The sequence below is a fragment of the Actinoplanes sp. NPDC048988 genome, from assembly GCF_043197815.1.
Classification (GTDB): Bacteria; Actinomycetota; Actinomycetes; order Mycobacteriales; family Micromonosporaceae; genus Actinoplanes.
On record NZ_JBICTW010000005.1, the window covers coordinates 1 to 25,723 of the forward strand.

Consider the following 25,723-nt stretch of genomic DNA (forward strand, 5'->3'; position numbering starts at 1 on the left):
GATCAAGCTGGCGTTCCGGCGCGACCAGAGCGGTGACGAGTCCGTGCTGACCGAGGCCAAGGCGCTGATCCGGGAGTACCTGCACCGCCACGTGATCTCGTGATGATCGAGGAGCTTCGGGCGCTGCTCGCGCTGGGTGAGCACCGCCACGTCACCGAGGCCGCCGCTGTGCTCGGTACGACCCAGCCGACGTTGTCCCGGCTGTTGAAGCGGGTCGAGGACGAGCTCGGGGCCCGGCTGTTCGAGCGGGACGCGCGCGGCGTGCACCCCAACCCGCTCGGCGAGCTGACCTTGGACGCGGCCCGCGACATCGTCGACCGGCACGACCGGCTGCGCCGTGATCTGGCCGGGCTGCTCGATCCCGAGTCGGGCACCGTGCGGCTGGCCTTCCTCGACTCGATGGCGACCTCGCTCGTGCCGCGCATCCTGCGCGATGTCCGTCGCCGCGCGCCGCGCATGCGGGTCGAGCTGCGCCAGGAGCCGGGCCACGAGATGCTGCGCGACCTCGACGCGGGCCTCTCGGAGCTGGCGCTGATCTCGCCGCGCCCGCCCGGCCCGTACGGCTGGGTCGCCTTGCAGACGCAGAGCCTGGCCCTGATCGTCCCGCCGGACCACCGTTGGGCCGACAGGACGCGGACCGTGCCGCTGGCCGAGGTGGCGAAGCAGGACTTTGTGACGATTCCACCCGGGTTCGGCTTCCGCCAGCTGGTCGACGACCTGTTCGCGGCGGCCGGTGTGACGCCGCGGGTCGCCTTCGAGATCGGCGATCTGGCCACGATCGAGGGTCTGGTCGGCGCCGGCCTGGGTGTGGCGCTGGTGCCGGAGCAGTTCGTCGGCGTCTCGGGCACGGTCGGGCTGGCCCTGGCCGCCCCGGGCGCCGAGCGGGTGGTCGGGCTGACCTGGCGCACCGATCGTCGCCTGGGGCCGGCGGCTTCCCGGTTCCGGGACTTCGTCGAGGACGAGGCCCCCTATGGGTTAACAGAGGATTAACTGAAAATGGCCCCCCGTTGATGATCTTTCAACGGGAGTTCCTGTACGGTTGTTCGAGTGAGTTCGCGACCTTCCATGGGAGGATTCTGGCAACCGCCGTCGGATCAGGCCGACGACCTGCGGGTCATCACCCGTCAGGCCGACCTGGTGGAGCTGAAGCTCCTCATTCCGGACGGCGGCCCCGTGGGCGGCCAGGCCCGGAAGGTCTACTTCCTGGACACCCCGGCCCTGGCGCTGAAGCAGCACGGCATCGTCGTGCGCGTCCGCGAACGGGCCGGCCGGCCGGACGACATCGTGGTCAAGCTGCGCCCCATGCACACGAGCAATGTTCCGGGCTGGCTGCGCCGCTCCCCCGGCTTCCACGTCGAGGTCGACGCCATGCCGGGCAACTACGTCTGCTCGGGCGCGCTCAAGCAGCCCCTCGCCAAGGGCAGCGTGGCCCGCGCCCGCAAGGACGGCAAACCCCTGACGTCGTTGCTCTCGGCGGGCCAGCGGCGGCTGCTTTCGGCGTACGCACCCGGCGAGCTCGGCGAACTCACGACCTTCGGCCCCGTCAAGGCGCGTAAGCGCCGGGTCAAGGTGCGCGGCCTGGCCCTGACCGCGGAACGCTGGGTCTACCCGGACGGTTCGGCCCTGCTCGAGCTCTCCACGAAGTGCCCGGTCGACGAGGCCGCCGCCGTGTCGGCCCGGGTCTCGCGGGCGCTGCGTAAGGACGGCATCGCCCCGTCCGAGGTGCAGCACACCAAGACCGAGCTGGCCCTGGCCACCGCCGCGGCGTAAAAGCCTCAGGCGACCCGCACGCCGGCCGGGACGGCCAGCCGGGACATCACGCGGTGCACGGCCGCGCGCAGCATCGGCGCGCGGCGGGAGTGCACGGCCGCGTTCGGCGAGCCGGGACCGTGGCGGCGGAGCATGTCGGCCATCCGGTCCTCGAAGTCCATGCTGCGCCCGTACGGGCCCACGGTCTGGTCCGCGTAGGTCAGCCCGTCGCTGACCGGCGTGTGCTCCTGCGGGAACTCGGCCAGCGCCCCCTCGAGCCCCTTGGCGTGCGCCACGCAGATCGCGCCGGAGTGATGCGCGACCAGGCCGGCGATCCGCATCGGCCACTGGAGGCGCTGGAGGTGCCGCGCCCCGTCGAGCGGGTGGAAGCCGGTGTCGCGCAGCGCCTCGGCGTACCCGATGTCGTGCAGCCAGGCGGCCGCGACCAGGACGTCGGCCTCCTCGGCGCTCACGGTCGCGCTGATCTGCGTGGCCCGCTCGGCCACCCCGGCCGAGTGCTGCCATCGCTCCGGTAGCTCCGCCAGGACACGTTCGGCGAGGTCACGAGCGTCGGCGACGAGCGGGCGGATCATGGGGTAACGGTAACCCCGTAAACATGAACAGCAGGTGTACAAAACTTATACGTTGGTGGCGGACAGGACCTTTTCCAGGGCCTTGGCGACGGTACGTGACTCGGCCGCGCTCATCCGCGACGTGAAGTGCCGTTCGATGCCCGCCAGGTAGACCGGAGCCGCCTCGCGCAGCCGGCGGCGCCCCTGTTCGGTGATGGTGGCGTACGACGAGCGCTTGTCCTCGGGGTTCGTCTCGCGGGCGACCAGCCCGGCGGCGACCAGGCTGTCGACCACCCGGCTGGCCCGGGTGCGGCTGACCACCGCCACCTCGCCGAGCTCGCCCATGCTGAGCTTGCGCCCGGGCGCCGAGTTCAGCTCCAGCAGCACGTCGTACCAGGTCAGCGGGAGGTCGCAGGCCGACTGCAACTCCTTGTCGAGCCGCGGTACGAGGGCGGCGTGCACCCGCAGCAGAGCCGCCCACGCGGCCACATCGGTGTCGCTCATCACCGCAGCCTACCCAGTTCTTGTGCGTGCGCACGCATCGGCGTAAGAATGTGCGTGCGCACGCATCCTCACGTCAGGAGATCGTCATGAAGCTGCTGCACCTGTCCGCCTCGCCGCGCGGCCCCCGCTCGGAGTCGCTGGCCCTCGCCGGCACGTTCCTGGAAGTGATCCGCGACTCGCGGGTGGAGGTCGAGGAGTACGACCTGTGGGACGGCACCCTGCCGGCGTTCGGCCCCGACGCCGCGGCGGCCAAGATGGCCGTCTTCGCCGGCGAGGAGCCGCGCGGGGCGGCGGCGGAGGCCTGGAACGCGGCCATCGCCACGTTCCGCCGCTTCGACGCGGCCGACAGCTACCTGTTCAGCGTGCCCATGTGGAACGCCGGAATCCCGTACATCCTCAAGCAGTTCATCGACGTCGTCAGCCAGCCCGGCCTCGTCTTCGGATTCGACCCCGCGACCGGCTACCGCGGCCTGCTCCACGGCAAACGGGCCGCCGTCGTCTACACCAGCGCGGTGTACGGGCCGGACCGCGGCCCGGCTTTCGGCGCCGACTTCCAGGCCCCGTACCTGGAGGACTGGCTGCGCTGGGCCGGAGTCGACGACATCCGCACGGTCCACTTCCGGCCCAACCTGGCCACCGCCGACGCCGCCACCGCACGCCGCGTCGCCCACGAGCGGGCGCGCGACCTCGCGAAGGAGTTCCTGCAATGAAGGCCCTGCTCTGGGCGCTTCCGGCCTACGGCGTCCTGCTCGGCCTGAGCACCCTCACCCACCAGCCGCCCGTCACCGACTTCGACGCGTACGCCGAATACGTGACCACCGGCGTTTTCCTGGTCAGCCACCTCGGCGCCAGCATTCTCGGTGCCGCCCTCGCCATCCTCGGCGCGATCGGCCTGTCCTTCGCCCTCGGCCCGAGCAAGCCGGCGCTGGCCGGCCTGGTGCTCACGACGATCGCCAACGTCTTCCTGGCCGCCACATTCGGCAGCGCCGCCTTCGTGCAGCCCGGCCTCGGCCGCGCCCACCTGGCGGGCGTGCCGGGCATGGCGGCGATGAACGACGACACCGCGTACGGTCCGGCGCTGGTCGCCACCGCGCCGCGCCGCGCCGGTGGGACAACCGCGATCGGCCGCCGCAGGAAGAATGAGAGGCGGCGTCATGTTGGGCGTGCGGCCCTGTGCCTCCGTCGGGGAATGGATGATGACGGCGTGCCCCTCGGCTCGGCCGGCAGCAGAAGGGCCTGGCCAGGCCGGCCGCGCACGGGGCGCAGAGGTCGGCGAAGCCGGCCGCGTCCCCGGACGCAAAGGTCGGCTAAGCCAGCCGCATCCCCGGACGCAAAGGTCGGCCAAGCCAGCCGCATCCCCGGACGCAAAGGTCGGCCAAGCCAGCCGCACCCCCGGGCGCAGACGTCGGCCAGACCGGCCGCGCCCAGGACACAGAGGTGAGCCAAACCAGCCGGGCCGGGATGCGGAGGTGGGTCGGGCCGGCCGCGCTCGGGCGGCTGGGTGCGTCGCGGTGGGGAATGGGGGTCGGCACGGATGGACGGTGGGACGGTGGACCGGCAGGCTTGAGGCGGACCTGAAAACCGATCGGATTGGTGGCTCTGTGTCGTTGTTCTGGAGGATTTTCTCGCTGAACGCGGCCGTGCTCACCGTGGCGGCGCTGGTGCTGCTCTTCGCGCCGGTGACGGTGTCGGCGACGGCGCGGATGACCGAGGCCGTCATCATCTTCGCGGGCACTGTCGCCACGCTCGTCGCCAACGCGGCGATGCTGCGGGTCGGGCTGCGGCCGCTGGCCCGGGTGACGCGGGTCATGACGACCATCGACCTGCTCCGGCCCGGCACGCGCCTCGCCGCCGAGGGGCAGGGCGAGATCAGCTCGCTCATGCACGCCTTCAACACCATGCTCGAGCGATTGGAGCACGAACGCGCGTCGAGCGCCGGCCGGGCGCTCGCCGCGCAGGAGGAGGAACGGCACCGCATCGCGCAGGAACTGCACGACGAGATCGGTCAGACCCTCACCGCCGTGCTGCTCGACCTCAAGCGGATCGCCGACTCCTCCCCTCAGCCGGTGCGCGATCAGCTGCGGCAGGCCCAGGAGAGCACCCGCAACAGCCTCGACGAGATCCGCCGGATCGCCCGCCGGCTGCGCCCCGGCGTGCTCGAGGAGCTGGGCCTGGCCAGTGCCCTGCGCGCGCTGGCGATCGAGTTCACCACCGCCGGGCTGACCGTCCGGCGCCGGGTCGCCTCCGACCTGCCCCCGCTCGGCAAGGACGTCGAGCTGGTCGTCTACCGGGTGGCTCAGGAGGGCCTGACCAACGCGGCCCGCCATTCCGGCGCGCACCACGTCGAGCTCTCCCTGCAGGGGCAGGCCGACGGGGTTCGACTATGCGTGCGCGACGACGGGCGGGGGCTCGGCTCCGCCACTGAGGGCGCCGGCATCCGGGGCATGCGTGAACGCGCCCTTCTGATCGGCGCCGCGCTCACCGTCGAGCAGTTGCCGGACGGCGGCACCGCGGTGTCGCTGCACGTTCCCACATCCGTCGGCGCGACCTTGGGAGGCACCGCATGACCGCGCCCACCCGCATTCTGCTGGCCGACGACCACGCGCTGGTCCGCCGCGGCGTCCGGCTGATCCTGGACAACGAACCCGACCTGACGGTGATCGCCGAGGCGGCCGACGGGGCCGAGGCGGTGGCCCTGGCCGCGGCCGACCCGCCGGATCTGGCCGTGCTGGACATCGCGATGCCGCGGATGACCGGCCTGCAGGCCGCCCGGGAGCTGACCCGCCGCCGGCCGGGGCTGCGCATCCTCATCCTGACCATGTACGACAACGAGCAGTACTTCTTCGAGGCTCTGCGGGTCGGCGCGGCCGGGTTCGTGCCGAAGTCGGTGGCCGACCGGGATCTGGTCGAGGCGTGCCACGCGGCGATGCGGGACGAGTCGTTCCTCTACCCGGGGGCCGAGACCGCCCTGGTCCGCGACTATCTCGAACGGGCCCGCGGCGGCGAGATCCCCACCCGGCCGGTGACCGACCGCGAGGAGGAGGTGCTGAAGCTGGTCGCCGAGGGCCACTCCACCCGGGAGATCGCCGAGCTGCTGTTCATCAGTGTCAAGACGGTGGAACGGCACCGGTCCAACATTCTGGCCAAGCTGGGCCTGAAGGACCGGCAGGAACTGACCAGGTACGCGATCCGCGCCGGTCTGATCGAGCCCTGACATGCTCGCGATCCTGCTTCTTCACGCCCTGGCCGCCCTGATCGCGCCCGTTTTGATTAGGTTTATAGGTAATCGAGCGCTGTACCTGCTCGCCCTGGTTCCGGCGTCGGCGGCCGGCTGGGCCGTCCTGAACCCCGGTTCGGTGGCCGCCACGTACCGCTGGGTGCCGCACCTCGACATGGACCTCGCCCTGCGCTCCGGGCCGCTGCCGTGGCTGATGCTGCTGATCGTCGGCGGCGTCGGCGCGGTCGTCCTGGCGTACTGCGCGTCGTACTTCCCGCCCGGCGATCCCGGCCTCGGCCGGTTCGCGGCGGTCTTCCTCGGCTTCGCCGGCGCCATGACCGGGCTGGTGCTTTCCGACGACCTGCTTCTGCTGTACGTCTTCTGGGAGCTGACCACCGTCTTCTCGTACCTGCTGATCGGGCACAAGCCCGAGCAGGCGGCCGGCCGCCGGGCGGCGATGCAGGCGCTGGTCGTGACGACGGCCGGCGGCCTGGCGATGCTGGCCGGCTTCGTGATCCTGGGGCACGGCGCCGGCACGTACCGCTGGTCCGAGATCGCCGAGAGCCCGCTGCCGGCCGGAAGCACCACGGCGGCGGTGCTGATCCTGGCCGGCGCGCTCTCCAAGTCGGCCGTCTTCCCGTTCAGCTTCTGGCTGCCGGCCGCGATGGCCGCGCCCACGCCCGCGTCCGCCTATCTGCACGCGGCGTCGATGGTCAAGGCCGGCGTCTTCCTGGTCGGCCTGCTCGGGCCGGCCCTGGCCGTCACCCCGGCCTGGCAGCCCGTCACGGTGGCCGCCGGCGCCGTCACGTTGCTGCTCGGCGGCTGGGCCGCCCTGCGCCAGCACGACCTCAAACTGCTTCTGGCGTACGGAACGGTGAGTCAGCTCGGCCTGCTGACCGTGGCCTTCGGCGCCGGCTCGCGGGCGGCCGCGCTGGCCGGCGTGGCCCTGCTGCTCGCGCACGCCCTGTTCAAGGCGACCCTGTTCCTGGTCGTGGGCGTCGTCGACAAGCTGACCGGCACCCGCGACCTGCGGGAGCTGAGCGGCCTGGGCCGCCGGATGCCGGCCCTGGCCGTCGTGGCCGGCCTGGCCGTGGCGTCGATGGCCGGTGTTCCCCCGCTTGCCGGCTTCGTCGGCAAGGAGACGCTGTTCGCCGCCTTCGAGCACGACCCACTGATTTTGGCGGCCCTGCTGGCCGGCTCCGTCCTGACCGTCGCCTATGGACTCCGCTTCCTGTGGGGCACCTTCGCCACCAAGCCGGCGATGGACACCACCGCCGCACCGCGACCGCCCTTGGCTCTCGCCGGGCCGGCGGCGGTGCTCGCGCTCGCCGGCCTCGCGGTGGGGGTGGGCGCGCCCGCGCTCGATCGGGCGCTCACCCCGTACGTCAATCTCTGGACCGGGACCACCGGCCACCTCGCGCTGTGGCACGGCCTCGGTCTGCCGGTGCTGCTGTCGGTGGTGGTGCTGCTCGGTGGCGCGGGGATTTTCGTTGCCCAGCACCGGGGACTGCGGGTGCCGGAGCAGCGGCTGCCGACAGCGGACGGCGTCTACCGGCGGGTCATGGCGGCCATCGACCGGGCCGCGGTCGAGGTCACCGGAGCCACCCAGCGGGGGTCGCTGCCGTTCTCGCTCGGCGCGATCCTGCTGGTCCTGGTCATGATGGGCGCGACGACGCTGCTGCTGTCCGGGTTCCGGCCGGGCGGGATCCGGCTCTGGGACACGCCGCTGCAACTCGTGGCCGGTGTGGTCGTGGTGGCGGCGGCGCTGATCGCGGCCCGGGCCCGGCGGCGGCTCACGGCGATGATCCTGGTCGGGGTCTGCGGGTACGGGGTGGCCGTCCTGTTCGTGCTGCACGGCGCGCCGGACCTAGCGCTCACCCAGTTCCTGGTCGAGACGGTCACGATCGTGATGTTCGTGCTGGTGCTGCGGCGCCTGCCGCGGCGGTTCTCGGAGCGGCCGCTGCGGGGCACCCGGTGGATCCGGATGGCCGTGGCCGTGGCGACCGGCGCCGTCACGTCGGCGATGGCCTACGTGGCGGTGAGCGGGCGGCTCGCGGTTCCGGTCTCGGTCGGCTTCCCCGGGCCGGCGGTCGCCTTCGGCGGCGGGCACAACGTCGTCAACGTCGCCCTGGTCGACATCCGGGCCTGGGACACCATGGGCGAGATCTCCGTGCTCGTGGTGGCCGCCACCGGCGTGGCCAGCCTCATCTACCAGCGCAGCGCCGCGCTGCAGCGGCGGCGGGCCGAGCAGACCGTGCCGGCGCGGACCGGGCCATCGCGGCAGGCCGGCTGGTTGCTCGCCGGCGAGAGCCATGAGTCCATCATTCTGCAGGTCGTGGCGCGGCTGCTGTTCCACACCATCGTGTTGTTCTCGGTCTACCTGCTCTTCTCGGGTCACAACGCGCCCGGCGGCGGCTTCGCCGGCGGGCTGGTGGCCGGGCTGGCGCTGACCATCCGCTATCTGGCGGGCGGACGCCGCGAGCTCAACGCCGCGGCGCCGGTCGACGCGGGCCTGGTGCTCGGCACCGGCCTGCTGATCGCGGTCGGCACCGGCGCCGCGGCCCTCGTCGCGGGCGGGCAGGTGCTGCAGAGCGCGCTCGTCGACGTGACGCTGCCGCTGATCGGGCACGTCCACTTCGCCACGTCGGCCTGCTTCGACGTCGGCGTCTACCTCATCGTGGTCGGCCTCGTCCTGGAGATCCTGCGCAGCCTCGGCGGCGAACTGGACCGCCAGCACGCCGCCGCCGAGACCTCCGACGCGCCCACCGAACGACGAGAGAAGGAGCTGGTATGACACCGAACCTGGTTTACGTCGTCATCGTCGGCGTGCTCTTCGCGGCCGGGGTCGCGATGCTGCTGGAGCGCAGCCTCACCCGCGTACTGATGGGAATGATCCTGCTCGGCAACGGTGTCAACCTGCTCATCCTGCTGGGCGGCAAGGCCGGAGCGCCGCCGATCGTCGGCGCCGCGAACGAGGCCGACATGGCCGATCCGCTGCCCCAGATCATGATTCTGACCGCCATCGTCATCACCCTGGGGATGACCGCCTTCCTGCTCGCCCTGGCCTACCGGAGCTGGGCCGTGGACGGGCACGACGAGGTGCAGGACGACGTGGAGGACCGCCGCATCATGCGCCTGGCCGAGACCGACCAGGGATCCGGAACCGAGGACGACCGATGACCTGGCTCGTGCCCCTGCCCGTCGTCATGCCGCTGATCGGCGCGGCCCTGACGCTGATGATGGCCGGCCGGCCCCGGGCCCAGCGGACGGTGAGCCTGACCGTCCTCACGGCCACCGTGCTGGTCTCGGCCGCCCTGCTCGGGCTCACCACCACCGGCGGCTCGATGGTCGTGACCGTCGGCGGCTGGGCGGCGCCGCTCGGCATCGTGCTCGTGGCCGACCAGCTGGCCGCGCTGATGCTGGTGGTCTCGTCCACCATGACGGTGTGCGTGCTCGTCTACTCGATCGGGCAGGGCATGGCCGACGGGCACGAGGAGACCCCGCTGTCGGTCTACCACCCGACGTACCTGGTGCTCACGGCCGGCGTCACCAACGCCTTCCTGGCCGGCGACCTCTTCAACCTCTACGTCGGGTTCGAGATCCTGCTCGTCGCCAGCTATGTCCTGCTGACCCTCGGCGGCACCGAGAACCGGATCCGGGCCGGCATCACGTACGTCGTGGTCAGCCTCCTGTCGTCGGTCATCTTCCTGACCGCGATCGGCCTCGTCTACGCCGCCACCGGCACGCTCACGATGGCCCATCTGGTCGAGCGCCTGGACGCGCTGCCGGACGGTCTGCGCCTGATGCTGCAGGGCATGCTGCTGCTCGCCTTCGGCATCAAGGCCGCGGTCTTCCCGCTGTCGTCGTGGCTGCCCGACAGCTATCCGACCGCGCCGGCGCCGGTCACGGCCGTCTTCGCCGGCCTTCTCACCAAAGCCGGGGTGTACGCCATCATCCGCACCGAGACCCTGCTGTTCCCCGGCGGTCGCGCGGCGGTCGTCCTGCTGATCCTGGCCCTGCTGACGATGGTCGTCGGGATCCTGGGCGCGGTGGCCCAGTCCGACATCAAGCGCCTGCTGTCGTTCACCCTGGTCAGCCACATCGGCTTTCTGCTGTTCGGGGTCGGGCTGACCACCCGGCTCGGGCTGTCCAGCGCCATCTTCTACGTGGTCCACCACATCACCATCCAGACCACCCTGTTCCTGGCCACCGGTCTCATCGAGAAGAGGGGCGGCAGTACGGCGCTGGACCGGCTGGGCGGGCTGGCCCGGCTCTCCCCCGTGCTGGCCGTGCTGTTCCTGGTGCCCGCCCTGAACCTCGCCGGCATCCCGCCGTTCTCCGGCTTCATCGGCAAGCTGGGCCTGGTGCAGGCCGGCGCGGCCGACGGCGGGGTGCTGGCCTGGCTGCTCATCGCCGGCGGCCTGGCCACGAGCCTGCTGACCCTCTACGCGGTGGCCCGCGTCTGGAACCTGGCCTTCTGGCGGGTCCCGCACGCGTCGACGCCCGCCCGGAGCCCGTTGCCGCCGCTGATGGTGGGCTCGACGCTGGCGCTGGTGGCGCTGGGCGTGGGCCTCACGGCCGTCGCGGGACCGCTCTTCGAGATCGGCGACCAGGCCGCCGGCGGCCTCCTGGAACGTTCCGGCTACGTCGAAGCCGTCTTCGGAGGTACGCGATGAGGGGGTTACGGGGCCGATGGCGGGACCGGGCCGTCGCGGCGGCCGGGCTGACCGTGATCTGGGCGCTGCTGTGGGGCTCGTTCACCCCGCTGACGATGCTGGGCGGGGCGCTCGTGGCCGTCGTGGTGCTGACCGTCTTCCCGCTTCCGCCAGTGACCTACGCGGGCCGGGTCCACCCGCTCGGGGTGGTGCGGTTCGCCTGGCGCTTCGTCCGGGACCTGGTCGTGGCGAGCGCGCAGGTGTCCGCGCTCGCCTTCCGGTTCGGGCACGTGCCGCGCAGTGCCGTCATCGCCGTACCGCTGAGGGTCCCGTCCGATCTCGGCCTGACCCTGACCGCCGAGGCCCTGTCACTGGTGCCCGGCAGCCTCATCGTCGAGGCGGACCGGGAGAGCGGGGTGCTCTACGTGCACGTGCTCGGCGTGCGGGACGCGGCCGGCACCGAGCGTTTCCGCCGCGACGTGCTCGACCTGGAACGCCGGATCGTCCACGCGTTCGGCTCACCGGCCGAGCGCCGCGCCATCAAGGAGCCGCCGACATGACAGTCATCGCCGTACTGGTCACTTCCCTGCTCGCCCTGGGCGCCGGACTGGCCCTGATCCGCGTCGTGCGCGGGCCGTCGATCCTCGACCGCGTCGTCGCCACGGACGTGCTGCTGGCGGTCGTCGTGATGGCCATCGCCGCCGAGGCCGCCTTCTCCCGCGACGCGACCGGCCTGCCCATCCTGGTCGTCCTGTCCATCCTCGGCTTCACCGGCGCCGTCAGCGTCGCCCGCTTCACCGCGGCGCCCGCCCCGGCGCGGGCCGATGAGACGACCGCGCCGAGGGGGCGGCGATGAGCGCTGTTCTCGACGTGGTCGCCGCGGCCTGCCTGGTGGCCGGCGCGATCCTCAGCCTCTCGGCCGGGGTGGGCCTGGTGCGCTTCCCGGATCTGCTGTCGCGGATGCACGCCGCCACCAAACCTCAGGTGCTCGGCCTGCTGCTGGTGTTGCTGGGCTGCGGTCTGCGCCTGCGCGACGTGGTCGACGTCACCACCCTGATCCTCGTGGCCGTCTTCCAGATGGCGACCGCGCCGGTGGCCGCCCACATGATCGGCCGCGCCGGGTACCGGGCCGGGATGGCCCGTACCGACCTGCTGGTCACCGACGAGCTGGCCCCGGCCGGCGATCGGGTCAGCGGGTGAAGACCTCGTCCAGGAAGTTGACCAGCTCGCGCCAGCTGCGCTTGTCGGCCCTCTCGTCGTACGGGGGAATGCCGGGCAGGGTGTACGCGTGCTGGGCGCCCGAGTACAGGGTGATCTGCCAGTCGAGGTCGTCGCGGGTGCGCAGCTCGTCGGCGAACTTCTGCACCGCCGCGTCCGGGACCACCGGGTCGTCGGCGCCGGTGAGGATGAGCAGCGGGGCGTTGATGGCGGCCACGTCGGCCGGCTCGTGGGTGACCAGGCTGCCGTGGAAGGAGACCGCGCCGGCCAGCGGGGCGCCGGTGCGGGCGAACTCCACGGCCGCGCTGCCGCCGAAGCAGTAGCCGATGACCACGATCCGGGCCGGGTCGACGCGCGGGTCCTGGGCGACGACGTCGTACGCGGCCCGCACGCGGGCCCGGAACAGCGCCAGGTCGCCGTAGTACTTGCCGGCCTCGGCGGCCGACTGCTCGTCGTTGTCGAAGGTGACGCCGGCGCCGTAGACGTCGGCGGCGAACGCGAAGTAGCCGAGGCGGGCGAGCATCTGCGCGCGGGCCTTCGGGTACTCGCGCAGGCCCGTCCAGTCGTGGATGACGATGACGGCGGGCTTGCGGTCGGTGACGGCGGTGTCGTGCACGGCGTACCCCTGAAGGGGTTGACCGTCGTGCTCGTAGGCGACGGTCTCGTCCTCGACGCGGGCTCCGGCGCCGGCCGGCACGCTGTCGACGAGGTTCTGGTGGAGGGCGGACAGCTCGATCATGCCTCCGATCTTCGTCCTTGCCGGGCTCGTCACGAACAGCGGGGCTACCCGGTCTGTGTGGGCATGACCCTTCCCACCCGCGATCACTGCCTCAGCCTCGTCCGTGCCGTCGACCGCCCGACCGGCGCCGCCCGGTACGGCCGCATGTTCCCCGGACTGCAACCGCTCGGCGGCGACCCGAAGCTGCTGATGCGCGCCGGCGACACCGGCGGGATCTGCGACGCGGCGCCGTTGCTGGACCGGCTGAACCCGGGAAGCGACGACGCGGCCGGCGCCGCCGGCTGGCCGTTCTTCGGCCAGCTGATCGCCCATGACATCACCGCCGACCGTTCTCCCCTGGCCGGCGGGATCGACCCCGAGGCGCTCAGGAACGCCCGCGCGCCCAAGCTCAACCTGGAGATGCTCTACTCCGACGGGCCGATCGGCTCGCCGTTCCTGTTCGACGTGCGCGACCCGGCGAAGTTCCTCGTCGTCGACGGCGACGTCCCGCGCAATCCGCAGGGCGTCGCGCTGATCGGCGATCCGCGCAACGACGTGCACCGGTTCGCCCTGTCGCTGCACGTCGCGCTCCTGAACGCGCACAACCGCGTGGTCGACTGGCTGCGCGACGGCGGCGCCGCCGAGGCTGATGTGTACGACCGCGCGCGCGTCACGCTCACCTGGCACTACCAGTGGATCGTCGTGCACGACTTCCTGCCGCGCCTCGTGGGCGCGGCGCTCGCCGAGGACGTTCTGGCCAACGGGGGACGCTGGTTCGCGCCGGAGCCGATGCGGGCGTACATCCCGCTGGAGTTCGCCGACGCCGCCTTCCGGTACGGGCACGGGCAGATCCGGCACACGTACCGGCTCACCGAGGGCGGTCCGGAGGTGCCGCTCTTCCCCGACCTGGTCGGCTTCGGCCCGCTGGAACCCGGCCGTCACATCGACCTGGCGCAGATCTTCGACGTGCCCGGCCGTCCACCCGCGCAGCGGGCCAAGCGCCTCGACGGCCGGCTCGCGTCCAGCCTCATCGGCCTGCCCGTCCAGGTCACGGGCGCCGTCGACACCGGCGCGTACCACTCTCTGGCCGTGCGGGACCTGCTGCGCGGCGAGACGACCGGCCTGCCCAGCGGCGAGGCGGTCGCCCGCGAGATCGGCGTGCAGCCGCTGGTGCTCGAGGACTGGCCGCACGGCGTCCCGCTGTGGTTCTACATCCTCAAGGAGTCCGAGGTGCTGGGCGACGGGGACCGGCTGGGCCCGGTCGGCGGCCGCATCGTGGCCGAGGTGCTGATCGGCCTGCTGCGGGCCGACCCGGCGAGCTACCTGAGCCTGGAGCCCGGCTGGGCGCCGGTGCTGCCCGCCCGCGGCGACCGCTTCACGCTGGCCGACCTGCTCATCCCGTGAACGATCCCTCGCCCCTGGTCATCGAGAGCAGCAACTCCCGCGTCCGTTCCAGGGCCACGGGGTTGCTGCCGCCCTCGTAGAGGGTCGCCAGCGAGGCGCCGTCGGCCGCCTTGGTGATGATCAGGACGCGGTCGGGGTGCAGGCCGTCGGCGGTGAACGCCGATTCCCACTCCCGCGCGTCCGCCTGAAGGATCTCGGCCACCCCCGGCACCGTCGACAGGGCGGCCGTGAGCAGCAGGTGCTCCGAGATCATCGTCTCGTCGCCCAGGCTGTCGAAAATCACCTTGACGTACGCCCGGACGAGGCGCCCCGCCGCGTGGTCGGCCGGGTCGACCGCGGCCCGGACCTCGGCCGCGAAGGTGTCCACCTGATCCCGCGCGAGCGCCAGCAGCAGCTGGTCGCGGCTCCGGAAGTGATGCAGGAGCCCGCTCTTGGAGACTCCCGCCTCACGCGCGATGACGTCCAGGCTCACACCGGCGCCCTGCTTGGCCACGGTGCGCGCGGCGGCGTCGAGCACCGTGCGCCGGGTGCGGGCGGTGTCCCGTTCACGAGGAGGCATACAGATCACAGTAGTAGCCGACCATTTGGTCTGTACTACCGACCAAATGGTCGGCTACTGTCGGAGCATGACTTCGAACGGACGCCGCTGGGGCGCGCTCGCCGCCCTCACGCTGGCGGTGACGCTGCTCGCGGTGGACGGCACGGTTCTGGCGCTGGCCGTGCCCGCGCTGACGGCCGATCTCGCGCCGACCAGCAACCAACTGCTCTGGATCGGCGACGTCTACTCGTTCGCCCTGGCCGGGCTCCTGATCAGCATGGGTACCCTCGCCGACCGGATCGGGCGCAAGCGCCTGCTCCTGATCGGCGTGACCGGCTTCGGCGCCGCCTCTTTGCTGGCCGCGTTCGCACCCGGCCCGGGCTGGCTGATCGCCGCGCGGGCGCTGCTCGGCGTGGCCGGGGCGACCCTCATGCCGTCCACGCTCTCGCTGGTCCGCAACATCTTCCCCGAGCCGCGCCGGCGCACCCGCGCCATCGCGATCTGGTCGGCCGGCGCCTCCGGCGGCGCGGCGCTCGGCCCGCTCGCCGGTGGCCTGCTGCTGGAGCACTTCTGGTGGGGCTCGGTCTTCGTCATCAACGTGCCGATCATGCTGCTGGTGCTGGTGGCCGTGGCCGTGCTCGTACCCGAGTCCCGCGACCCCGCGCCGGGCCGGTTCGACCCGCTGAGCGCGCTGCTCTCGGTCGCCGCGATCGTCCCGCTCGTGTGGGCCGTCAAGGACGCCGCCCACTCGGGCGTCTCGGCGTCCGTCCTGGCGGCGGCGCTGGCCGGCCTGGCCGCCGGCACGTGGTTCGTGCGACGGCAGCGCCGGCTCGCCTCGCCGCTGATCGACGTCACGCTCTTCGCCCGCCCGGCCTTCAGCGGCACGGTCGCGGCCAGCGTGATCGCCGTCTTCGCGTTCAGCGGCCTGCTGTTCTTCTTCTCGCAGTACCTGCAGCTCGTCCGTGGCTACTCGCCGCTGCAGGCCGGCCTGCGCGAGCTTCCGCTGACCCTGGCCTCGATCGCCGTCGTCGTGGTGGCGGTCCGGGTGATGACCCGGCTCGGCGTGGGCCGCGCGCTGGGCCTGTCGCTGCTGGTCACGGCCGCGGGTTTCGTGGTGCTGACGGCCGGCGAGGGTGCGGGCGGCTACGGCGTACTGGCTCTGGGCCTGATCGTCATCGGGCTCGGCGTCGGCATCGCCTTCACCGCCTCGACCGACGCGATCCTGGCCTCGGTGCCGCCGGAGCGGGCGGGGTCCGCGTCGGCGGTGTCCGAGATGGCGTACGAGCTCGGCGTGGCCACCGGCATCGCCCTGCTGGGCACGCTGCACACCATGCTCTACCGCGCCTGGCTGCCCGACCTGTCGGCGCTGCCGGGCACCGTGCGGACGGCGGTGGAGGAATCGCTCGCGTCGGCCAGTCAGGCGCTGAACGGCGACGCGCTGCTCGCCGGCGCTCGCGAGGCCTTCGCGGACGCCATGCAGGTGACCTCGGCCGTGGCGGCGGTCCTGCTGGTGATCGCCGGCGTCCTGGCCTGGAAGCTGGTGCCCCGCCACGCCGGCCCGGCCGCCTCGCCCGAGGCCGGGCGTCACGAGGCCGGGGAGCACGAAGCCGGGGAGCACGAAGCCGGGGAGGTAGTCGGAACCATTCGTCCGATGTGACGATGTGCGGAGGGCGGCTTCAGCGTCGACACTGGTGCGTAACCACGTCACAATGGGCGGTCCACCACCGAGGGAGGCGACATGGGTGCCGACCACGCGCGACTGCCACGACCGGTCCTGACCCAGGTGGTCGTGCTCGCGGTGGCCGGAGCCGTCGTCGTGGTGGCGGCCCTGGCCATCGAGCAGCGCGCCAGCCTGTGGTCGGCGGTGCCCGCCGCGGCCAGCCTCGGCCTGCTGGCCGGGCTGGTGCTGGTCCGCTTCCGCCTGCTCAGCTCGGCGTCACCCGAACCGGTGGCCGTGCCCGGGGAGACGCCGCGGGTCGCCCGGCACTATCTGGTGCCGACCGAGCTCCCGCCCGCGCCGGACGTCTTCGTCGGCCGCCACGCCGAGATCGCCCGCATGCTCGAGGTCCTGGCCACCGCCCGTGCCGGCGGCTGGGGCCCGCGGCTCACCCCGGTCATCCTGATCACCGGGCGGGCCGGCATCGGGAAGACGGCGACCGCGCTGCACTTCGCGTACCAGGTGGACGCTCGATATCCGGACGGCCAGCTGTTCGGCCGCCGCGACATGGCGGCACCCGGCGGCGGGTGGGAGGCGGTGCTGCGGGCGTTCGTGGGCGCGCTGCTCGGGCCGGGTGACGACCGGCCCACCGACCGGGCCGTGCTCGCGCGCGAGTTCGCCCGGCTCACCCGGGACCGCCGGGTGCTGGCCGTCCTGGACGACGTGCGCGACGGCGACGACGTGTCCGATCTGATCCCGTCCGGACGGGCCTGCGTGGCCGTGATCACGAGCCGGGGCACGCTCGCGGGCCAGCGCGCCGATCTGCGCATCGACCTGCCCCCGCTGGAACAGGCGGCGTCGGTGGAGCTGCTCGACCGGCTGGTGGGCGACGACCGGGTGTCGCGGGCGGCGGGCGCGGCCGAGATGATCGTGCGGGGCGCCGGGAACGTGCCGCTCGGTGTCATCCTCAGCGGCGCCACCCTGGCCGGCCGGCCGCATTGGGACCTGCAACTGGTGGTGCGCCGGCTGCGGCAGCGCTCGGGTGACACTGTGGACGCGCTCGACCTCGCGTATGAACTGCTCACCAACGACGAGCAGCGGGCGCTGGTCTGTCTCGGCCTGCTCGCCCGCCCGGTCTTCGCGCCCTGGGAGCTGGCCGCGTGCATGCGGACCGGGGAGGCCGACGCGTGGACGATCGTCGAGCGGCTCAGCCAGGCCGGTCTCGTCGAGCGGACGGCGGCCGACGCGAGCGGGGTGTCCCGCTTCCACGTGCTCGACCGCGTCTACGAGTACGCGGACGCGCGGGCCGCCCGTGAACTGTCCCCGCAGCAGCGGGCGGAGATCCAGGAGCGGTACCAGTCCGCACTACGGGAACGGCATCGCCGGAGCGCCGCCGACGGTCTGCACCGGCGGATCTACCGGATCAAGGACGCCGGCCGGCTCAACGAAGCCCTCGACCTCGTACGGTCGGCCCTCGCCCTGGCCCAGGACAACCACGACCTGCCCGCCCTCGACCTCGCGGTGGCCACGCTCGCCGAGATCAACGCCGAGCTCGGCAACACCGCCGACGGGCCGGGTCCGATCGCCCGGCCGGCCCACCGCGAGGGCACCCGGATGCTGGCCTGGGTGCGCTCGCTGCGCTACTCCGGCCTGACGCTGCGCCGGCAGTTCCGGATCGACGAGGCGCTGCGCAAGCTCACCGACTCGCTGACCGCGCTGGACGACGTCGACCTGCCCGAGCAGGTGCGGCGCAACGAGCGCGTCCGGACGCTGCGCGAGCGGGCCATCGCCCACGCCTTCGGCACCACCCCGCTCGACGGCCTCGGCGACATCGAGCTGATCGAGGCGTTGCTCAGCGGCGACGACGAGCTCGAATCGCACCACCGGGCCGGCGTCGCCTGGGCCGTCGGCGCCATCTACGACTACGCGGACCAGCACGTCCCGGCCGAGGTGGCGATGCGGCAGGGCCTGGCCGCCGCCCGCGACAACCAGCAGGAGCTCTGGAGCGCCTGGCTGCTGCACGGCACGGCCCGGCTGGCCCTCGACATCGGTGAGACCGGGCGGTGCCGGACCGAGGCGGGCAGCGCCCTCCAGCTGTTCGCGAGGATGCAGCACCGGTACGGCACGGCGCACTGCCGCCTCCTGATCGGCCGGGCCCACGCGCGCGACGGCGCGCTGCCGGCCGCGTCGAGCGCCCTCGAGGAGACGGTCGAGACGCTCAGCGCCTGCGACGACATCCACCTGGTCGCGGTCACCACCGCCGAGCTGGCCGGTGTCCGGGTGCGGCAACATCGCCCGGCCGAGGCGCGGCGCCTGTTCGAGGCGGCCGAGCGCGTGATGAACAGCCTCGGCGACCAGCAGGAGAGCATGCTGATCCGCCAGCAGCTGGAGGACCTGCGCAGCGGCCCGGCCATCGAGGTCCCCCCGGCCACGGCCCCATGAGATCTTCCGCGCCTCGGTCCTGGTTCGTGCTCCTGGGCCTGGTGGTCGTGGCGGCGGGGGCCGGATGGCTGGTGAGCACGCACCCGTCCACGGTCGTGGTGGCGCTGATCGTCGTCGCCACCGGTGCGGCCGCGTCGGTGGTGTGGATCGCCGAGGCCACCGGCCTGAAACGCCGTTCCGCCGTGGAGCCGCCCGAGTCCGGGACGAAGACGCTCGCGCCCGGTGCCGCGCGGGTCCCGGATCAGATTCCGCTGTCCCTGGACTCCTTCCGGGGCCGGGTCAACGAGCTGCGCGAGCTGGCCGACCGCCACGCCCGGGGCCGGGCCGAGCGGACCGGCCGGGCATCGGCCGGCGCGCTGGTCATCATGCTCCACGGCCGGCCCGGCGTGGGAAAGAGCGCCATCGCGCGGGAGTTCGCCCTGACCATCGCGCCCGAGTACCCGGACGGCCGGCTCTACGCCAACCTGGGCATCGGCGGCGACCGCCGGCCACCGGGCGAGATCCTGAAGAAGTTCCTGATCGCCCTCGGCTGGCCGGACGAACTGCCGCCCTCCCCCGCGGCCCGGGCCCGCATCTTCCGCTCGCTGCTGGCCGACAAACGCATCCTGATCGTGCTCGACGCCGCCCGGGACGCCGACCAGTTACGGGTGCTGCTGCCGACGAGCCCCGGCTGCACGGTGGTGGTGACCAGCCGGCGCAACCTGAGCCCGGTGGTGGCGCCGTCGAGTCGTTCGCTGCACATCGACGTGCCGCGCTTCCGGGACGCCATGGCGATCGTGCGGACCGCGGCCGGGCTCGGCCCGCAGGCGTACCCGTCCGAGGTCGCCCGGATCGCCGTGGAGTGCGGAAGCCTCCCGATCGCCCTGCAGGCCGTCGGGGAGAAGGTGGCGGCCACCGGGTCGCTGCCGGCCGTCGCCGACTCGCTGGCCGATCCGGACGGGCGGCTCGCCGCGCTGGCATACCACAATCGCGACATCGCCGGCCGGCTCGAGATCGAGTACGCCCGGCTCACCCCTCAGGAGCAGATCGCCCTGCACCGGCTCGGCGCCATCGGTTCCGACACCTTCCTGCCCTGGCTGCTCGCCCCGCTGATGGACTGCTCGAACGCCGAGGCCGAGGACCTGATGGCCAAGCTGTACGCGGCGCAGTTCATCGACGTGTCCGGCGCCGACATGCCGTCCGGGCTGGCCCGCTACCGCTTCCATCCCTTGTTCCGGCTGTTCGCCCGCCGGCACGCGGCCGGCGACCCCGGCCGGCACGAGGCCCGGCACCGGCTCTACCAGGCCTATCTGGCCATCATCGCCGAGGTGATCCGCCTCGAGGAGCCCGGCTTCGATTCCGGCCGCACCCTCGAGGCGAGGGGCTATCTGCACGGTACGACCATTCCGCGCCGCATCCGGGACTACGTCGACGAATGGACCCGGACGGAGTACGTGAACCTGGTGGCCAGCGTGCATTCCGCGGCCGACGCCGACGACGGCGCCCTGTGCTGGCGGATCGCCCGCCGGCTCGGCGGCCACCTGCCGCCCGGTCTGGACCAGGCCGAGACGCGGCGCGCGTTCGAACGGGCGAGTGCCGCGGCCGAGCGGGACCCGAGCGGGTACGCCCGCATCGCGGTGCGGGTCGCCTGGAGCGAGTTCCTGCTCGAGACCGAACGGCACGACAGCGGGCTGCGCATGGCGCGCGGCGCCATCGACGAGGGCCGGAGGGCGCCGGCCGACGAGCGGGTCGCCGTCGAGGCGCTGCGCGCCCACCGGGTGCTGGCGACGGCTCTTCTCGACGCCGGGCAGGCCGCGTCGGCGCACGCCGAGGCGCTGCGCGGTCTCGCCCACGCCGAGCGGTCGGTGCCCCTGCGGTCGCCGGTCCTGGCCGCCCGGCTGTCGGCCGACCGGCAGCTGGTGCGGCTGGTGCGCGACGCGGCCCGGGCGGCCACCCGGCCCGAACCGGGAAATCCGGTCACGATCCAGCATCTCGCCGACGAGAACATGGACGCCCCGCGCTTCCGTCTCAGCCTCATGCTGGCCGACGTGGCCCGCCGGCGGCGGGACTGGCAGACGGCCACCGAGAGCCTTCTGGTCGCCGCCGTGGCCGCCCGCGGCGACGTGCGCCGGCTGGCCATGGTGGACCATCGGCGCGCCCGCCTGACCCTGAGCCAGGCCGAGGAGTCGAACGGGAGCGAGTCGGTCCGGCTGGGCTCGGAGGCGATCGACCGGGCCGCCCGCGCCGTCGTCGGCTTCGAGGGCCTCGGCTGCGGCCTGAGCGCCGCGCGGTCCCGGCTGCTGCTCGCCCGCACGCTGCTCGCGGCCGGGCTCGTGGACGAGGCCGAGGAGCAGCTGCCGGTGGCCGGGCGGCATCTGACCGGCCGCGGGCCGGAGGCCGACGGCGTACGGGGCCGGGCCCGGCTGGTGCGGGCCGAGATCGCCCTGGCCCAGGGCCGAACCGGCGACGCCCTGGACGAGCTGGAGGGGGCCGAGGGCCTGTTCCGGCCGGAGCAGGACTGGGCCGCCATCGCGGCGACGGCGGCCCTGCGCGGCCGCATCCGGGACCGCGCCGGTGAGGTCGGCCCGGCCGCGGCGGCGATGACCGAGGCGCTGCTCGCCTGGCGGGCTGTCCGGGACACCCACGCGCCACTGGTCCTGATGAGGCACGTGTCGTACGAGGTCGCGGCGCATCTCCCGGCCGCCGAGGAGGCCGTCACCCCGGGCGAACACCGGCTGAGCGAGCGTGTCGCGCTCACCCAGCGCGCCTTCCGGCAGGCGGGCGTCGAGCTGTCCCGCGGCGAGGAGCCCGAACTGTTGGTGCCGGGCCCGGTCTGGGTGGCCGCGGAGACCGCGCCCTCGGCGGCCGAGGTCCATCGTTTCGAGCGGCACCTGGGCGTCGACGGGGTGGCCCACCTCGTCCACGTCGAGCCGATCGACCCCGACGGCGAGGCGGCCCTGGACGCGCTGCGGCTGAGGACCCAGCCGGTCATCACGGTACGGGTGGACGCGCTCCGGGCGGCGTACACCGACAAGCGGGCCAAGGACTTCCTGAAGGAACTGAACCGCACGCGGGGCCCGCAGAACACCCTGTTCGAGAGCCGCAACGCGATCGAGGACGAGCGCTGGCTCTTCGGCCGGGACGCGATGCTCAACACCATCGGCAGCGCCCTGCGCCAGGACGAGCAGATCCTGCTGACCGGGCTGCGCAAGGTCGGCAAGACCAGCCTGCTCAACATTCTGCGCCAGCGGCTGGCCGACCGGCCGGTGTGCAAGGTGGACCTGCAGATGTTCGACCGGCGCCGCGAGGAGTGGCCGCTGGAGCTGTTCCGGCAGATGGTCACCGCGTACGACAACTGGGCGGCCGACGCCTGGGCCGACTGGTCCTTCCAGCCCACGACGCCGCGCACCGCCACCGAGCTGGCCGGCGAGATCGGCCGGCGGACGGAGGTGACCGGGCGCAAGCTGATCGTCATCCTCGACGAGCTGGAGCGGATCTACCCGCGGGCCGACGAGGACGACGCCGTCGAGCGCTGGGTCTACGGCACCGGCGCGCTGCGCGCCATGGCCCAGGGCACCACCCGCCTGGTGGCGCTGATCGCGGCCGACCTGCGGCCGAACGCGAATCGGCGCAACGACCTGGGCGCCGACCGCACCAATCCGTTCTTTCAATTCTTCCGGGAGATCCCCTTGCCGTTGCTGGGAAAGGACGCCGTGGCCGGCATGACCACGGCCCTGGGCCAGGCCGCCGGAGCCGGCGAGGTGACCGCCGGCTTCCACGACGAGATGTTCCGCCTCACCGGCGGGCATCCCACCCTGGCCCGGATGGTCGCGGGCGGGGCCTACCGGGCGATGACCACCGGCGTGATGGACCGGGCGAGCCTCGAGCGGGGCCTGGTCGAGCACGACGTGACGATAAACGTCGACGACTTCCTCACCAGCCTGTGGCGCATGCTGACCGACGCGGAACGGTCGGTGCTGCGCGGCGCCGCGCCCCGATCCCCGGCGACACGGGCGGCCTACGCCTCCCTGCGGGCCCACGGCATCCTCGACGACCGGGGCATCGCCATCGGGCTGCTGGCCGACCGGGTCACCGAGTTCGGGGACCGATCGTGACCGTGGACCCGTTCGGCCCGGACGGGCGATTCGTCGGCCGGTCCGCGCTTCTGGACCGGCTGGCCGAGCTGCTGGGCACGGCGAACTCGGTCCTGCTGGTCGGTGGGGCCGGCAGCGGCAAGACGACGCTGGCCCGCCGGCTCGAACTCCCCGGCGACCGGCAGCTGTTCCGGGCCGACACCCACGGATGGGACCTGGAATCGGTGCGGACCGCGTTCGGCGCCCTGCGCAGCGTTCTCGAGGGGCGGGACGCCGGCGCCTACGCCGAGGCCAGCCGGCAGGAGGTCCATCGGGCGGCCGAGCTGGTCGCGCCGTTCACCCTGGTCATCGACAGCGCCGACCGGCTGCTGCAGCACACCGGCTGGTGCGGCGACTTCTTCAGCGAGTTGCGCTTCCTCGACGAGTCGATGCTCCGGTCGCAAGTCTCCTTCCTGCTGATCGGCGGCCCGGTGCTGGCCGAGTACCACGACCGGGAGAACGACAACTCGCCGCCGCTGGGCACCGCGTCCACCGTGCCGATGACGCCGTTGCCGGCGGACGCCGTCCAGGAGCTGATCGACATCCTGCCCGGCACGCGCCGGCCGTCACTGTCCGAGGTGATGGACCTGACCGGTGGCAACGCCTGGCTCACGACCAAGCTGCTGCGCGAGCTCGACCGTGGACTGCCGGTGGCGGTGGCGATCGAGGAGCTGCAGCAGACCCTGGTGCGCCGTTTCACCTTCTGGGAGAAGCAACTGCCCGCTGAGGTACGCCGGGAGCTGCTCCAGGTGCCGCGGGCCGGCCGCCCGCACGCGGCCGCCCCGGCCGACCGCCGCGCCCGCGAGAAGCACCGGCTGGAGATGAAGGCGCTCACCGTGGGCGTGCTCTGGATCGACGACACCGGCCGGGCCCGCGTGCCGCAACTGTTCCGGGAGTGGTTCGCCGGCCGCGACCCGGAGAACCGGGTCTGGGACGTGGCGGTCTCCTTCGCCCCGGACGACGAGGCCGAGGCCCGGAAACTGGTGCAGGAGCTGGAACACCACCGGTACGAGGTGTTCTTCGCGCCGAACGAGGAGGTCCAGCTCGTGCAGTCCGACCCGATGGACAACCCGCCCGGGCTCTACCAGAGCCGGACCCGGTGCGAGCTGATCCTGTGGACGCCGAGCTACCGGCAACGCTATTGGCAGCCACGCTGGAAACGCCGCCCCGGCCTGGTCTGCTTCGGGCCGCACGGCGACCTCGGTGACGGTCTCCAGCCGGTGTACCGCGACGACGACGGTGGTCTGAGCGGCCTGCGCGGGGCGATCGACGACATCGTGGGCAAGCAGCGATGAGACTGGTGCGCGGCCGTGCCCTGGGCTGGCTCCTGATCGCCGCGATCCTGGCCGCGGCCGCCGCCGTCGGCTGGCTGATCGTCACCGTGCCGGCCCGGTCGATCCCGCCCCTGTCGGCCACCGAGATCGAGGCCGTCAAGGACCCGGCGGGCCGCCTGACGGTGGCTGACAACCGCGCGAAGCTGCGCAACGACATGCGGGTCTCGATGCTTCAGGGGGTCACGGCCCTGGCCGTCGCGGGCGGGCTGATCTTCACCTACCGGACCTTCCGGATGAACCGCGAGGGTCAGGTGACGGAGCGGTTCACCAAGGCCATCGACCAGATCGGCCAGCACGAGAAGCCCGACGTCGTGCTGGGCGGGATCTACTCCCTGTCCCGGATCGCGCGCGACTCGCGGGCCGACCGGCAAGCCATCCGGGACGTGCTGGCGGCGCACGTCAGACGGCTGGCCCCCTATCCCCCGCCGCCGGGCGGCCTGCCCGCGACGGCCGCGGTGAACCAGATTCCGCCGTACCGGGAACGCCTGCCGACCGCGCACGTCGCCCTGGCCGCGATCGCCGGCCTGGAGCGGGCCGGACACGGAGCCGACCTGCGGGACACCGATCTGCGCGGCGCCGACCTCGAGGGCGCCGGCATGCGGGGCTGGCGGCTGCGCGGGGCGCAGCTGACGGCGGCCGGGCTGCGCGAGGCCGACCTGCGCGAGGCGGATCTGCGCGACACCGACCTGCGCGGCGCCGACCTGCGCCAGGCCGACCTGCGGGACGCCGACCTGAGCGGCGCCGTCCTCACCCACGCCGACCTCACCGCGGCCCGCGACGACGACGGGACGCGATGGCCGGGCGGGCAACGGCCACCGCAGCCCCGGCAGCCCGGCGACCAGGCGATGCGTTACGGTTCCAGATCAACCGGAACGGGGGGCATGGACGATGGTCGACGTCGAAGCGATGGAGTTGACCGGTGAGCGACGCCGGTTCGACCGGCTCACGGCCGCCGCCGTCATGGTCGCGGTCGACGCCGTGCTCTATCTGGTGATCGCCATCGTGGGCGTGCCGTTCCTCATGTTCGTCTTCGCCGACGAGACCGGTACGTGGCAACGGCTCTGGCCCTACGTCGGAAGCTGGGTCCTGCTCTGCGTGGGCGGCGCGGCCTGCGCGGCCGCCGCCTTCGGGCTGACCCGTAACGCCGCCCCGCCGGCCCGCCAGGCCGGCGCCGTGGCCGCCCTGGGCGCGGCGGTGGTGGCCGTGCTGGTCTCCCTGCTGATGTGGCCGACCGCGACCGTCGGCCCGGCCGGCGCCGTGCTGGTCGTCCTGAACCTGGTCGCCGCTCTCACGCTGTTCACCACCAAAGAGCCGTCCCTCGTACGCTCGCAGCCCGCCTTCCCGCCGCACGAGCCGCCGCCTTTTCCCAACCTTCCCGCGGTCGTCGAGACCGTGGCCGCGCCGGTCGAGGCCGACGAGATGTACCGGCGCCCGGAGCCACCGGTCGCCGACAACACCAGGCCGACCATCGACCTGCGCGTCGACGGCCGGCGCCCCGGGACGGCCCGCCGGCGCCCGCGCACCCGGGCCGCCCTGCACACCCTCGGCGGCGTGACGCTGCCGCCCCGGGCCCGCCGGGCGAGGCGTCCCTGAGCTCGCTCGC

23 protein-coding genes and 1 pseudogene are annotated in these 25,723 nt (G+C 73.1%); 20 read left to right on the forward strand and 4 right to left on the reverse strand.

Annotated elements, in window-relative coordinates; all coding sequences use genetic code 11:
- The 3 genes and pseudogenes from ACGFJ7_RS17860 to ACGFJ7_RS17870 all read left to right on the forward strand — a co-directional run.
- Nucleotides 1-103: pseudogene (locus tag ACGFJ7_RS17860) on the forward strand (TetR/AcrR family transcriptional regulator); the annotation flags it as partial.
- Nucleotides 103-990, forward strand: coding sequence for a LysR family transcriptional regulator (locus tag ACGFJ7_RS17865; RefSeq protein ID WP_392642742.1), 888 nt, complete (start codon nucleotides 103-105; stop codon nucleotides 988-990). The pseudogene ACGFJ7_RS17860 and the gene ACGFJ7_RS17865, both read left to right, overlap by 1 nt.
- A 57-nt stretch (nucleotides 991-1,047) precedes the next feature.
- Complete coding sequence (locus tag ACGFJ7_RS17870) at nucleotides 1,048-1,770, forward strand: hypothetical protein (protein WP_360250040.1); 723 nt, start codon at nucleotides 1,048-1,050, stop codon at nucleotides 1,768-1,770.
- 5 nt (nucleotides 1,771-1,775) lie between these two features.
- Here the strand turns inward: ACGFJ7_RS17870 and ACGFJ7_RS17875 are convergent, their stop codons facing one another.
- On the reverse strand, nucleotides 1,776-2,342 hold the full coding sequence (locus ACGFJ7_RS17875; RefSeq protein WP_360250043.1) for an HD domain-containing protein: 567 nt from the start codon (nucleotides 2,340-2,342) through the stop codon (nucleotides 1,776-1,778).
- Between the two features lie 45 nt (nucleotides 2,343-2,387).
- Complete coding sequence (locus ACGFJ7_RS17880) at nucleotides 2,388-2,825, reverse strand: MarR family winged helix-turn-helix transcriptional regulator (RefSeq protein WP_392642743.1); 438 nt, start codon at nucleotides 2,823-2,825, stop codon at nucleotides 2,388-2,390.
- Nucleotides 2,826-2,911: 86 nt separating this feature from the next.
- On the opposite strand from ACGFJ7_RS17880, the gene ACGFJ7_RS17885 reads away from it, so the two are divergent.
- The 10 genes from ACGFJ7_RS17885 (at nucleotide 2,912) to mnhG (ending at nucleotide 11,897) form a co-directional block, all read left to right on the forward strand.
- On the forward strand, nucleotides 2,912-3,535 hold the full coding sequence (locus tag ACGFJ7_RS17885) for an FMN-dependent NADH-azoreductase (RefSeq protein ID WP_392642744.1): 624 nt from the start codon (nucleotides 2,912-2,914) through the stop codon (nucleotides 3,533-3,535).
- Nucleotides 3,532-4,266 (forward strand): hypothetical protein, encoded by a 735-nt coding sequence (locus ACGFJ7_RS17890; protein WP_392642745.1) that lies wholly within the window; start codon nucleotides 3,532-3,534, stop codon nucleotides 4,264-4,266. Before ACGFJ7_RS17885 ends, ACGFJ7_RS17890 begins: the two co-directional genes overlap by 4 nt.
- A gap of 160 nt (nucleotides 4,267-4,426) precedes the next feature.
- Nucleotides 4,427-5,392, forward strand: a complete 966-nt coding sequence (locus ACGFJ7_RS17895) for a sensor histidine kinase (RefSeq protein WP_360250055.1) — start codon at nucleotides 4,427-4,429, stop codon at nucleotides 5,390-5,392.
- Nucleotides 5,389-6,039, forward strand: coding sequence for a response regulator transcription factor (locus tag ACGFJ7_RS17900; RefSeq protein WP_360250058.1), 651 nt, complete (start codon nucleotides 5,389-5,391; stop codon nucleotides 6,037-6,039). Before ACGFJ7_RS17895 ends, ACGFJ7_RS17900 begins: the two co-directional genes overlap by 4 nt.
- A 1-nt stretch (nucleotide 6,040) precedes the next feature.
- Complete coding sequence (locus ACGFJ7_RS17905) at nucleotides 6,041-8,836, forward strand: Na+/H+ antiporter subunit A (protein WP_360250061.1); 2,796 nt, start codon at nucleotides 6,041-6,043, stop codon at nucleotides 8,834-8,836.
- Complete coding sequence (locus ACGFJ7_RS17910) at nucleotides 8,833-9,222, forward strand: Na(+)/H(+) antiporter subunit C (protein ID WP_360250064.1); 390 nt, start codon at nucleotides 8,833-8,835, stop codon at nucleotides 9,220-9,222. The genes ACGFJ7_RS17905 and ACGFJ7_RS17910 overlap by 4 nt, the downstream gene beginning before the upstream one ends.
- Nucleotides 9,219-10,718, forward strand: coding sequence for a Na+/H+ antiporter subunit D (locus ACGFJ7_RS17915; RefSeq protein WP_392642746.1), 1,500 nt, complete (start codon nucleotides 9,219-9,221; stop codon nucleotides 10,716-10,718). Before ACGFJ7_RS17910 ends, ACGFJ7_RS17915 begins: the two co-directional genes overlap by 4 nt.
- A complete protein-coding gene (locus ACGFJ7_RS17920; protein ID WP_392642747.1) occupies nucleotides 10,715-11,257 on the forward strand; it encodes a Na+/H+ antiporter subunit E in 543 nt (180 codons plus the stop codon). The genes ACGFJ7_RS17915 and ACGFJ7_RS17920 overlap by 4 nt, the downstream gene beginning before the upstream one ends.
- Nucleotides 11,254-11,553: a monovalent cation/H+ antiporter complex subunit F gene (locus ACGFJ7_RS17925; RefSeq protein ID WP_360250073.1), complete on the forward strand. Its 300-nt coding sequence runs from the start codon at nucleotides 11,254-11,256 to the stop codon at nucleotides 11,551-11,553. Before ACGFJ7_RS17920 ends, ACGFJ7_RS17925 begins: the two co-directional genes overlap by 4 nt.
- Nucleotides 11,550-11,897, forward strand: coding sequence for a monovalent cation/H(+) antiporter subunit G (gene mnhG / locus ACGFJ7_RS17930; protein WP_360250076.1), 348 nt, complete (start codon nucleotides 11,550-11,552; stop codon nucleotides 11,895-11,897). The genes ACGFJ7_RS17925 and mnhG overlap by 4 nt, the downstream gene beginning before the upstream one ends.
- Here the strand turns inward: mnhG and ACGFJ7_RS17935 are convergent.
- Nucleotides 11,887-12,654, reverse strand: coding sequence for a dienelactone hydrolase family protein (locus ACGFJ7_RS17935; RefSeq protein ID WP_360250079.1), 768 nt, complete (start codon nucleotides 12,652-12,654; stop codon nucleotides 11,887-11,889). The genes mnhG and ACGFJ7_RS17935 overlap by 11 nt on opposite strands.
- A 63-nt stretch (nucleotides 12,655-12,717) precedes the next feature.
- Between ACGFJ7_RS17935 and ACGFJ7_RS17940 the strand changes: the two genes are divergently transcribed.
- Nucleotides 12,718-14,037 (forward strand): peroxidase family protein, encoded by a 1,320-nt coding sequence (locus ACGFJ7_RS17940; protein ID WP_392642748.1) that lies wholly within the window; start codon nucleotides 12,718-12,720, stop codon nucleotides 14,035-14,037.
- On the opposite strand, the gene ACGFJ7_RS17945 is transcribed toward ACGFJ7_RS17940, so the two are convergent.
- Nucleotides 14,027-14,596, reverse strand: coding sequence for a TetR/AcrR family transcriptional regulator (locus ACGFJ7_RS17945; protein WP_360250085.1), 570 nt, complete (start codon nucleotides 14,594-14,596; stop codon nucleotides 14,027-14,029). The genes ACGFJ7_RS17940 and ACGFJ7_RS17945 overlap by 11 nt on opposite strands.
- A 67-nt stretch (nucleotides 14,597-14,663) precedes the next feature.
- Here ACGFJ7_RS17945 and ACGFJ7_RS17950 point away from each other — a divergent pair, with 67 nt between their 5' ends.
- The 6 genes from ACGFJ7_RS17950 to ACGFJ7_RS17975 all read left to right on the forward strand — a co-directional run bounded on the left by ACGFJ7_RS17950 (nucleotide 14,664) and on the right by ACGFJ7_RS17975 (nucleotide 25,713).
- Entirely contained in the window at nucleotides 14,664-16,232 is a 1,569-nt protein-coding gene (locus ACGFJ7_RS17950; protein WP_392642749.1) for an MFS transporter, read from the forward strand.
- Between the two features lie 81 nt (nucleotides 16,233-16,313).
- A complete protein-coding gene (locus ACGFJ7_RS17955; protein ID WP_392642750.1) occupies nucleotides 16,314-18,674 on the forward strand; it encodes a hypothetical protein in 2,361 nt (786 codons plus the stop codon).
- Nucleotides 18,671-22,768 (forward strand): NB-ARC domain-containing protein, encoded by a 4,098-nt coding sequence (locus ACGFJ7_RS17960; RefSeq protein ID WP_392642751.1) that lies wholly within the window; start codon nucleotides 18,671-18,673, stop codon nucleotides 22,766-22,768. The genes ACGFJ7_RS17955 and ACGFJ7_RS17960 overlap by 4 nt, the downstream gene beginning before the upstream one ends.
- Nucleotides 22,765-24,081 (forward strand): AAA family ATPase, encoded by a 1,317-nt coding sequence (locus ACGFJ7_RS17965; RefSeq protein ID WP_392642752.1) that lies wholly within the window; start codon nucleotides 22,765-22,767, stop codon nucleotides 24,079-24,081. Before ACGFJ7_RS17960 ends, ACGFJ7_RS17965 begins: the two co-directional genes overlap by 4 nt.
- Nucleotides 24,078-25,043, forward strand: a complete 966-nt coding sequence (locus ACGFJ7_RS17970; RefSeq protein ID WP_392642753.1) for a pentapeptide repeat-containing protein — start codon at nucleotides 24,078-24,080, stop codon at nucleotides 25,041-25,043. Before ACGFJ7_RS17965 ends, ACGFJ7_RS17970 begins: the two co-directional genes overlap by 4 nt.
- Complete coding sequence (locus tag ACGFJ7_RS17975; protein WP_392642754.1) at nucleotides 25,009-25,713, forward strand: hypothetical protein; 705 nt, start codon at nucleotides 25,009-25,011, stop codon at nucleotides 25,711-25,713. The genes ACGFJ7_RS17970 and ACGFJ7_RS17975 overlap by 35 nt, the downstream gene beginning before the upstream one ends.
- Nucleotides 25,714-25,723: the final 10 nt, after the last annotated feature.

Bases quoted from the DNA above. Each gene is read 5' to 3' on its own strand.
- ACGFJ7_RS17960 (WP_392642751.1), top strand. From the start codon at position 18,671: ATGAGATCTTCCGCGCCTCGGTCCTGGTTCGTGCTCCTGGGCCTGGTG.
- ACGFJ7_RS17900 (WP_360250058.1), top strand. From the start codon at position 5,389: ATGACCGCGCCCACCCGCATTCTGCTGGCCGACGACCACGCGCTGGTC.
- mnhG (WP_360250076.1), top strand. From the start codon at position 11,550: ATGAGCGCTGTTCTCGACGTGGTCGCCGCGGCCTGCCTGGTGGCCGGC.
- ACGFJ7_RS17880 (WP_392642743.1), bottom strand. From the start codon at position 2,825: ATGAGCGACACCGATGTGGCCGCGTGGGCGGCTCTGCTGCGGGTGCAC.
- ACGFJ7_RS17935 (WP_360250079.1), bottom strand. From the start codon at position 12,654: ATGATCGAGCTGTCCGCCCTCCACCAGAACCTCGTCGACAGCGTGCCG.
- ACGFJ7_RS17920 (WP_392642747.1), top strand. From the start codon at position 10,715: ATGAGGGGGTTACGGGGCCGATGGCGGGACCGGGCCGTCGCGGCGGCC.
- ACGFJ7_RS17950 (WP_392642749.1), top strand. From the start codon at position 14,664: ATGACTTCGAACGGACGCCGCTGGGGCGCGCTCGCCGCCCTCACGCTG.
- ACGFJ7_RS17910 (WP_360250064.1), top strand. From the start codon at position 8,833: ATGACACCGAACCTGGTTTACGTCGTCATCGTCGGCGTGCTCTTCGCG.
- ACGFJ7_RS17975 (WP_392642754.1), top strand. From the start codon at position 25,009: ATGGTCGACGTCGAAGCGATGGAGTTGACCGGTGAGCGACGCCGGTTC.
- ACGFJ7_RS17905 (WP_360250061.1), top strand. From the start codon at position 6,041: ATGCTCGCGATCCTGCTTCTTCACGCCCTGGCCGCCCTGATCGCGCCC.
- ACGFJ7_RS17940 (WP_392642748.1), top strand. From the start codon at position 12,718: ATGACCCTTCCCACCCGCGATCACTGCCTCAGCCTCGTCCGTGCCGTC.
- ACGFJ7_RS17970 (WP_392642753.1), top strand. From the start codon at position 24,078: ATGAGACTGGTGCGCGGCCGTGCCCTGGGCTGGCTCCTGATCGCCGCG.
- ACGFJ7_RS17955 (WP_392642750.1), top strand. From the start codon at position 16,314: ATGGGTGCCGACCACGCGCGACTGCCACGACCGGTCCTGACCCAGGTG.
- ACGFJ7_RS17915 (WP_392642746.1), top strand. From the start codon at position 9,219: ATGACCTGGCTCGTGCCCCTGCCCGTCGTCATGCCGCTGATCGGCGCG.
- ACGFJ7_RS17945 (WP_360250085.1), bottom strand. From the start codon at position 14,596: ATGCCTCCTCGTGAACGGGACACCGCCCGCACCCGGCGCACGGTGCTC.
- ACGFJ7_RS17885 (WP_392642744.1), top strand. From the start codon at position 2,912: ATGAAGCTGCTGCACCTGTCCGCCTCGCCGCGCGGCCCCCGCTCGGAG.
- ACGFJ7_RS17890 (WP_392642745.1), top strand. From the start codon at position 3,532: ATGAAGGCCCTGCTCTGGGCGCTTCCGGCCTACGGCGTCCTGCTCGGC.
- ACGFJ7_RS17865 (WP_392642742.1), top strand. From the start codon at position 103: ATGATCGAGGAGCTTCGGGCGCTGCTCGCGCTGGGTGAGCACCGCCAC.
- ACGFJ7_RS17875 (WP_360250043.1), bottom strand. From the start codon at position 2,342: ATGATCCGCCCGCTCGTCGCCGACGCTCGTGACCTCGCCGAACGTGTC.
- ACGFJ7_RS17925 (WP_360250073.1), top strand. From the start codon at position 11,254: ATGACAGTCATCGCCGTACTGGTCACTTCCCTGCTCGCCCTGGGCGCC.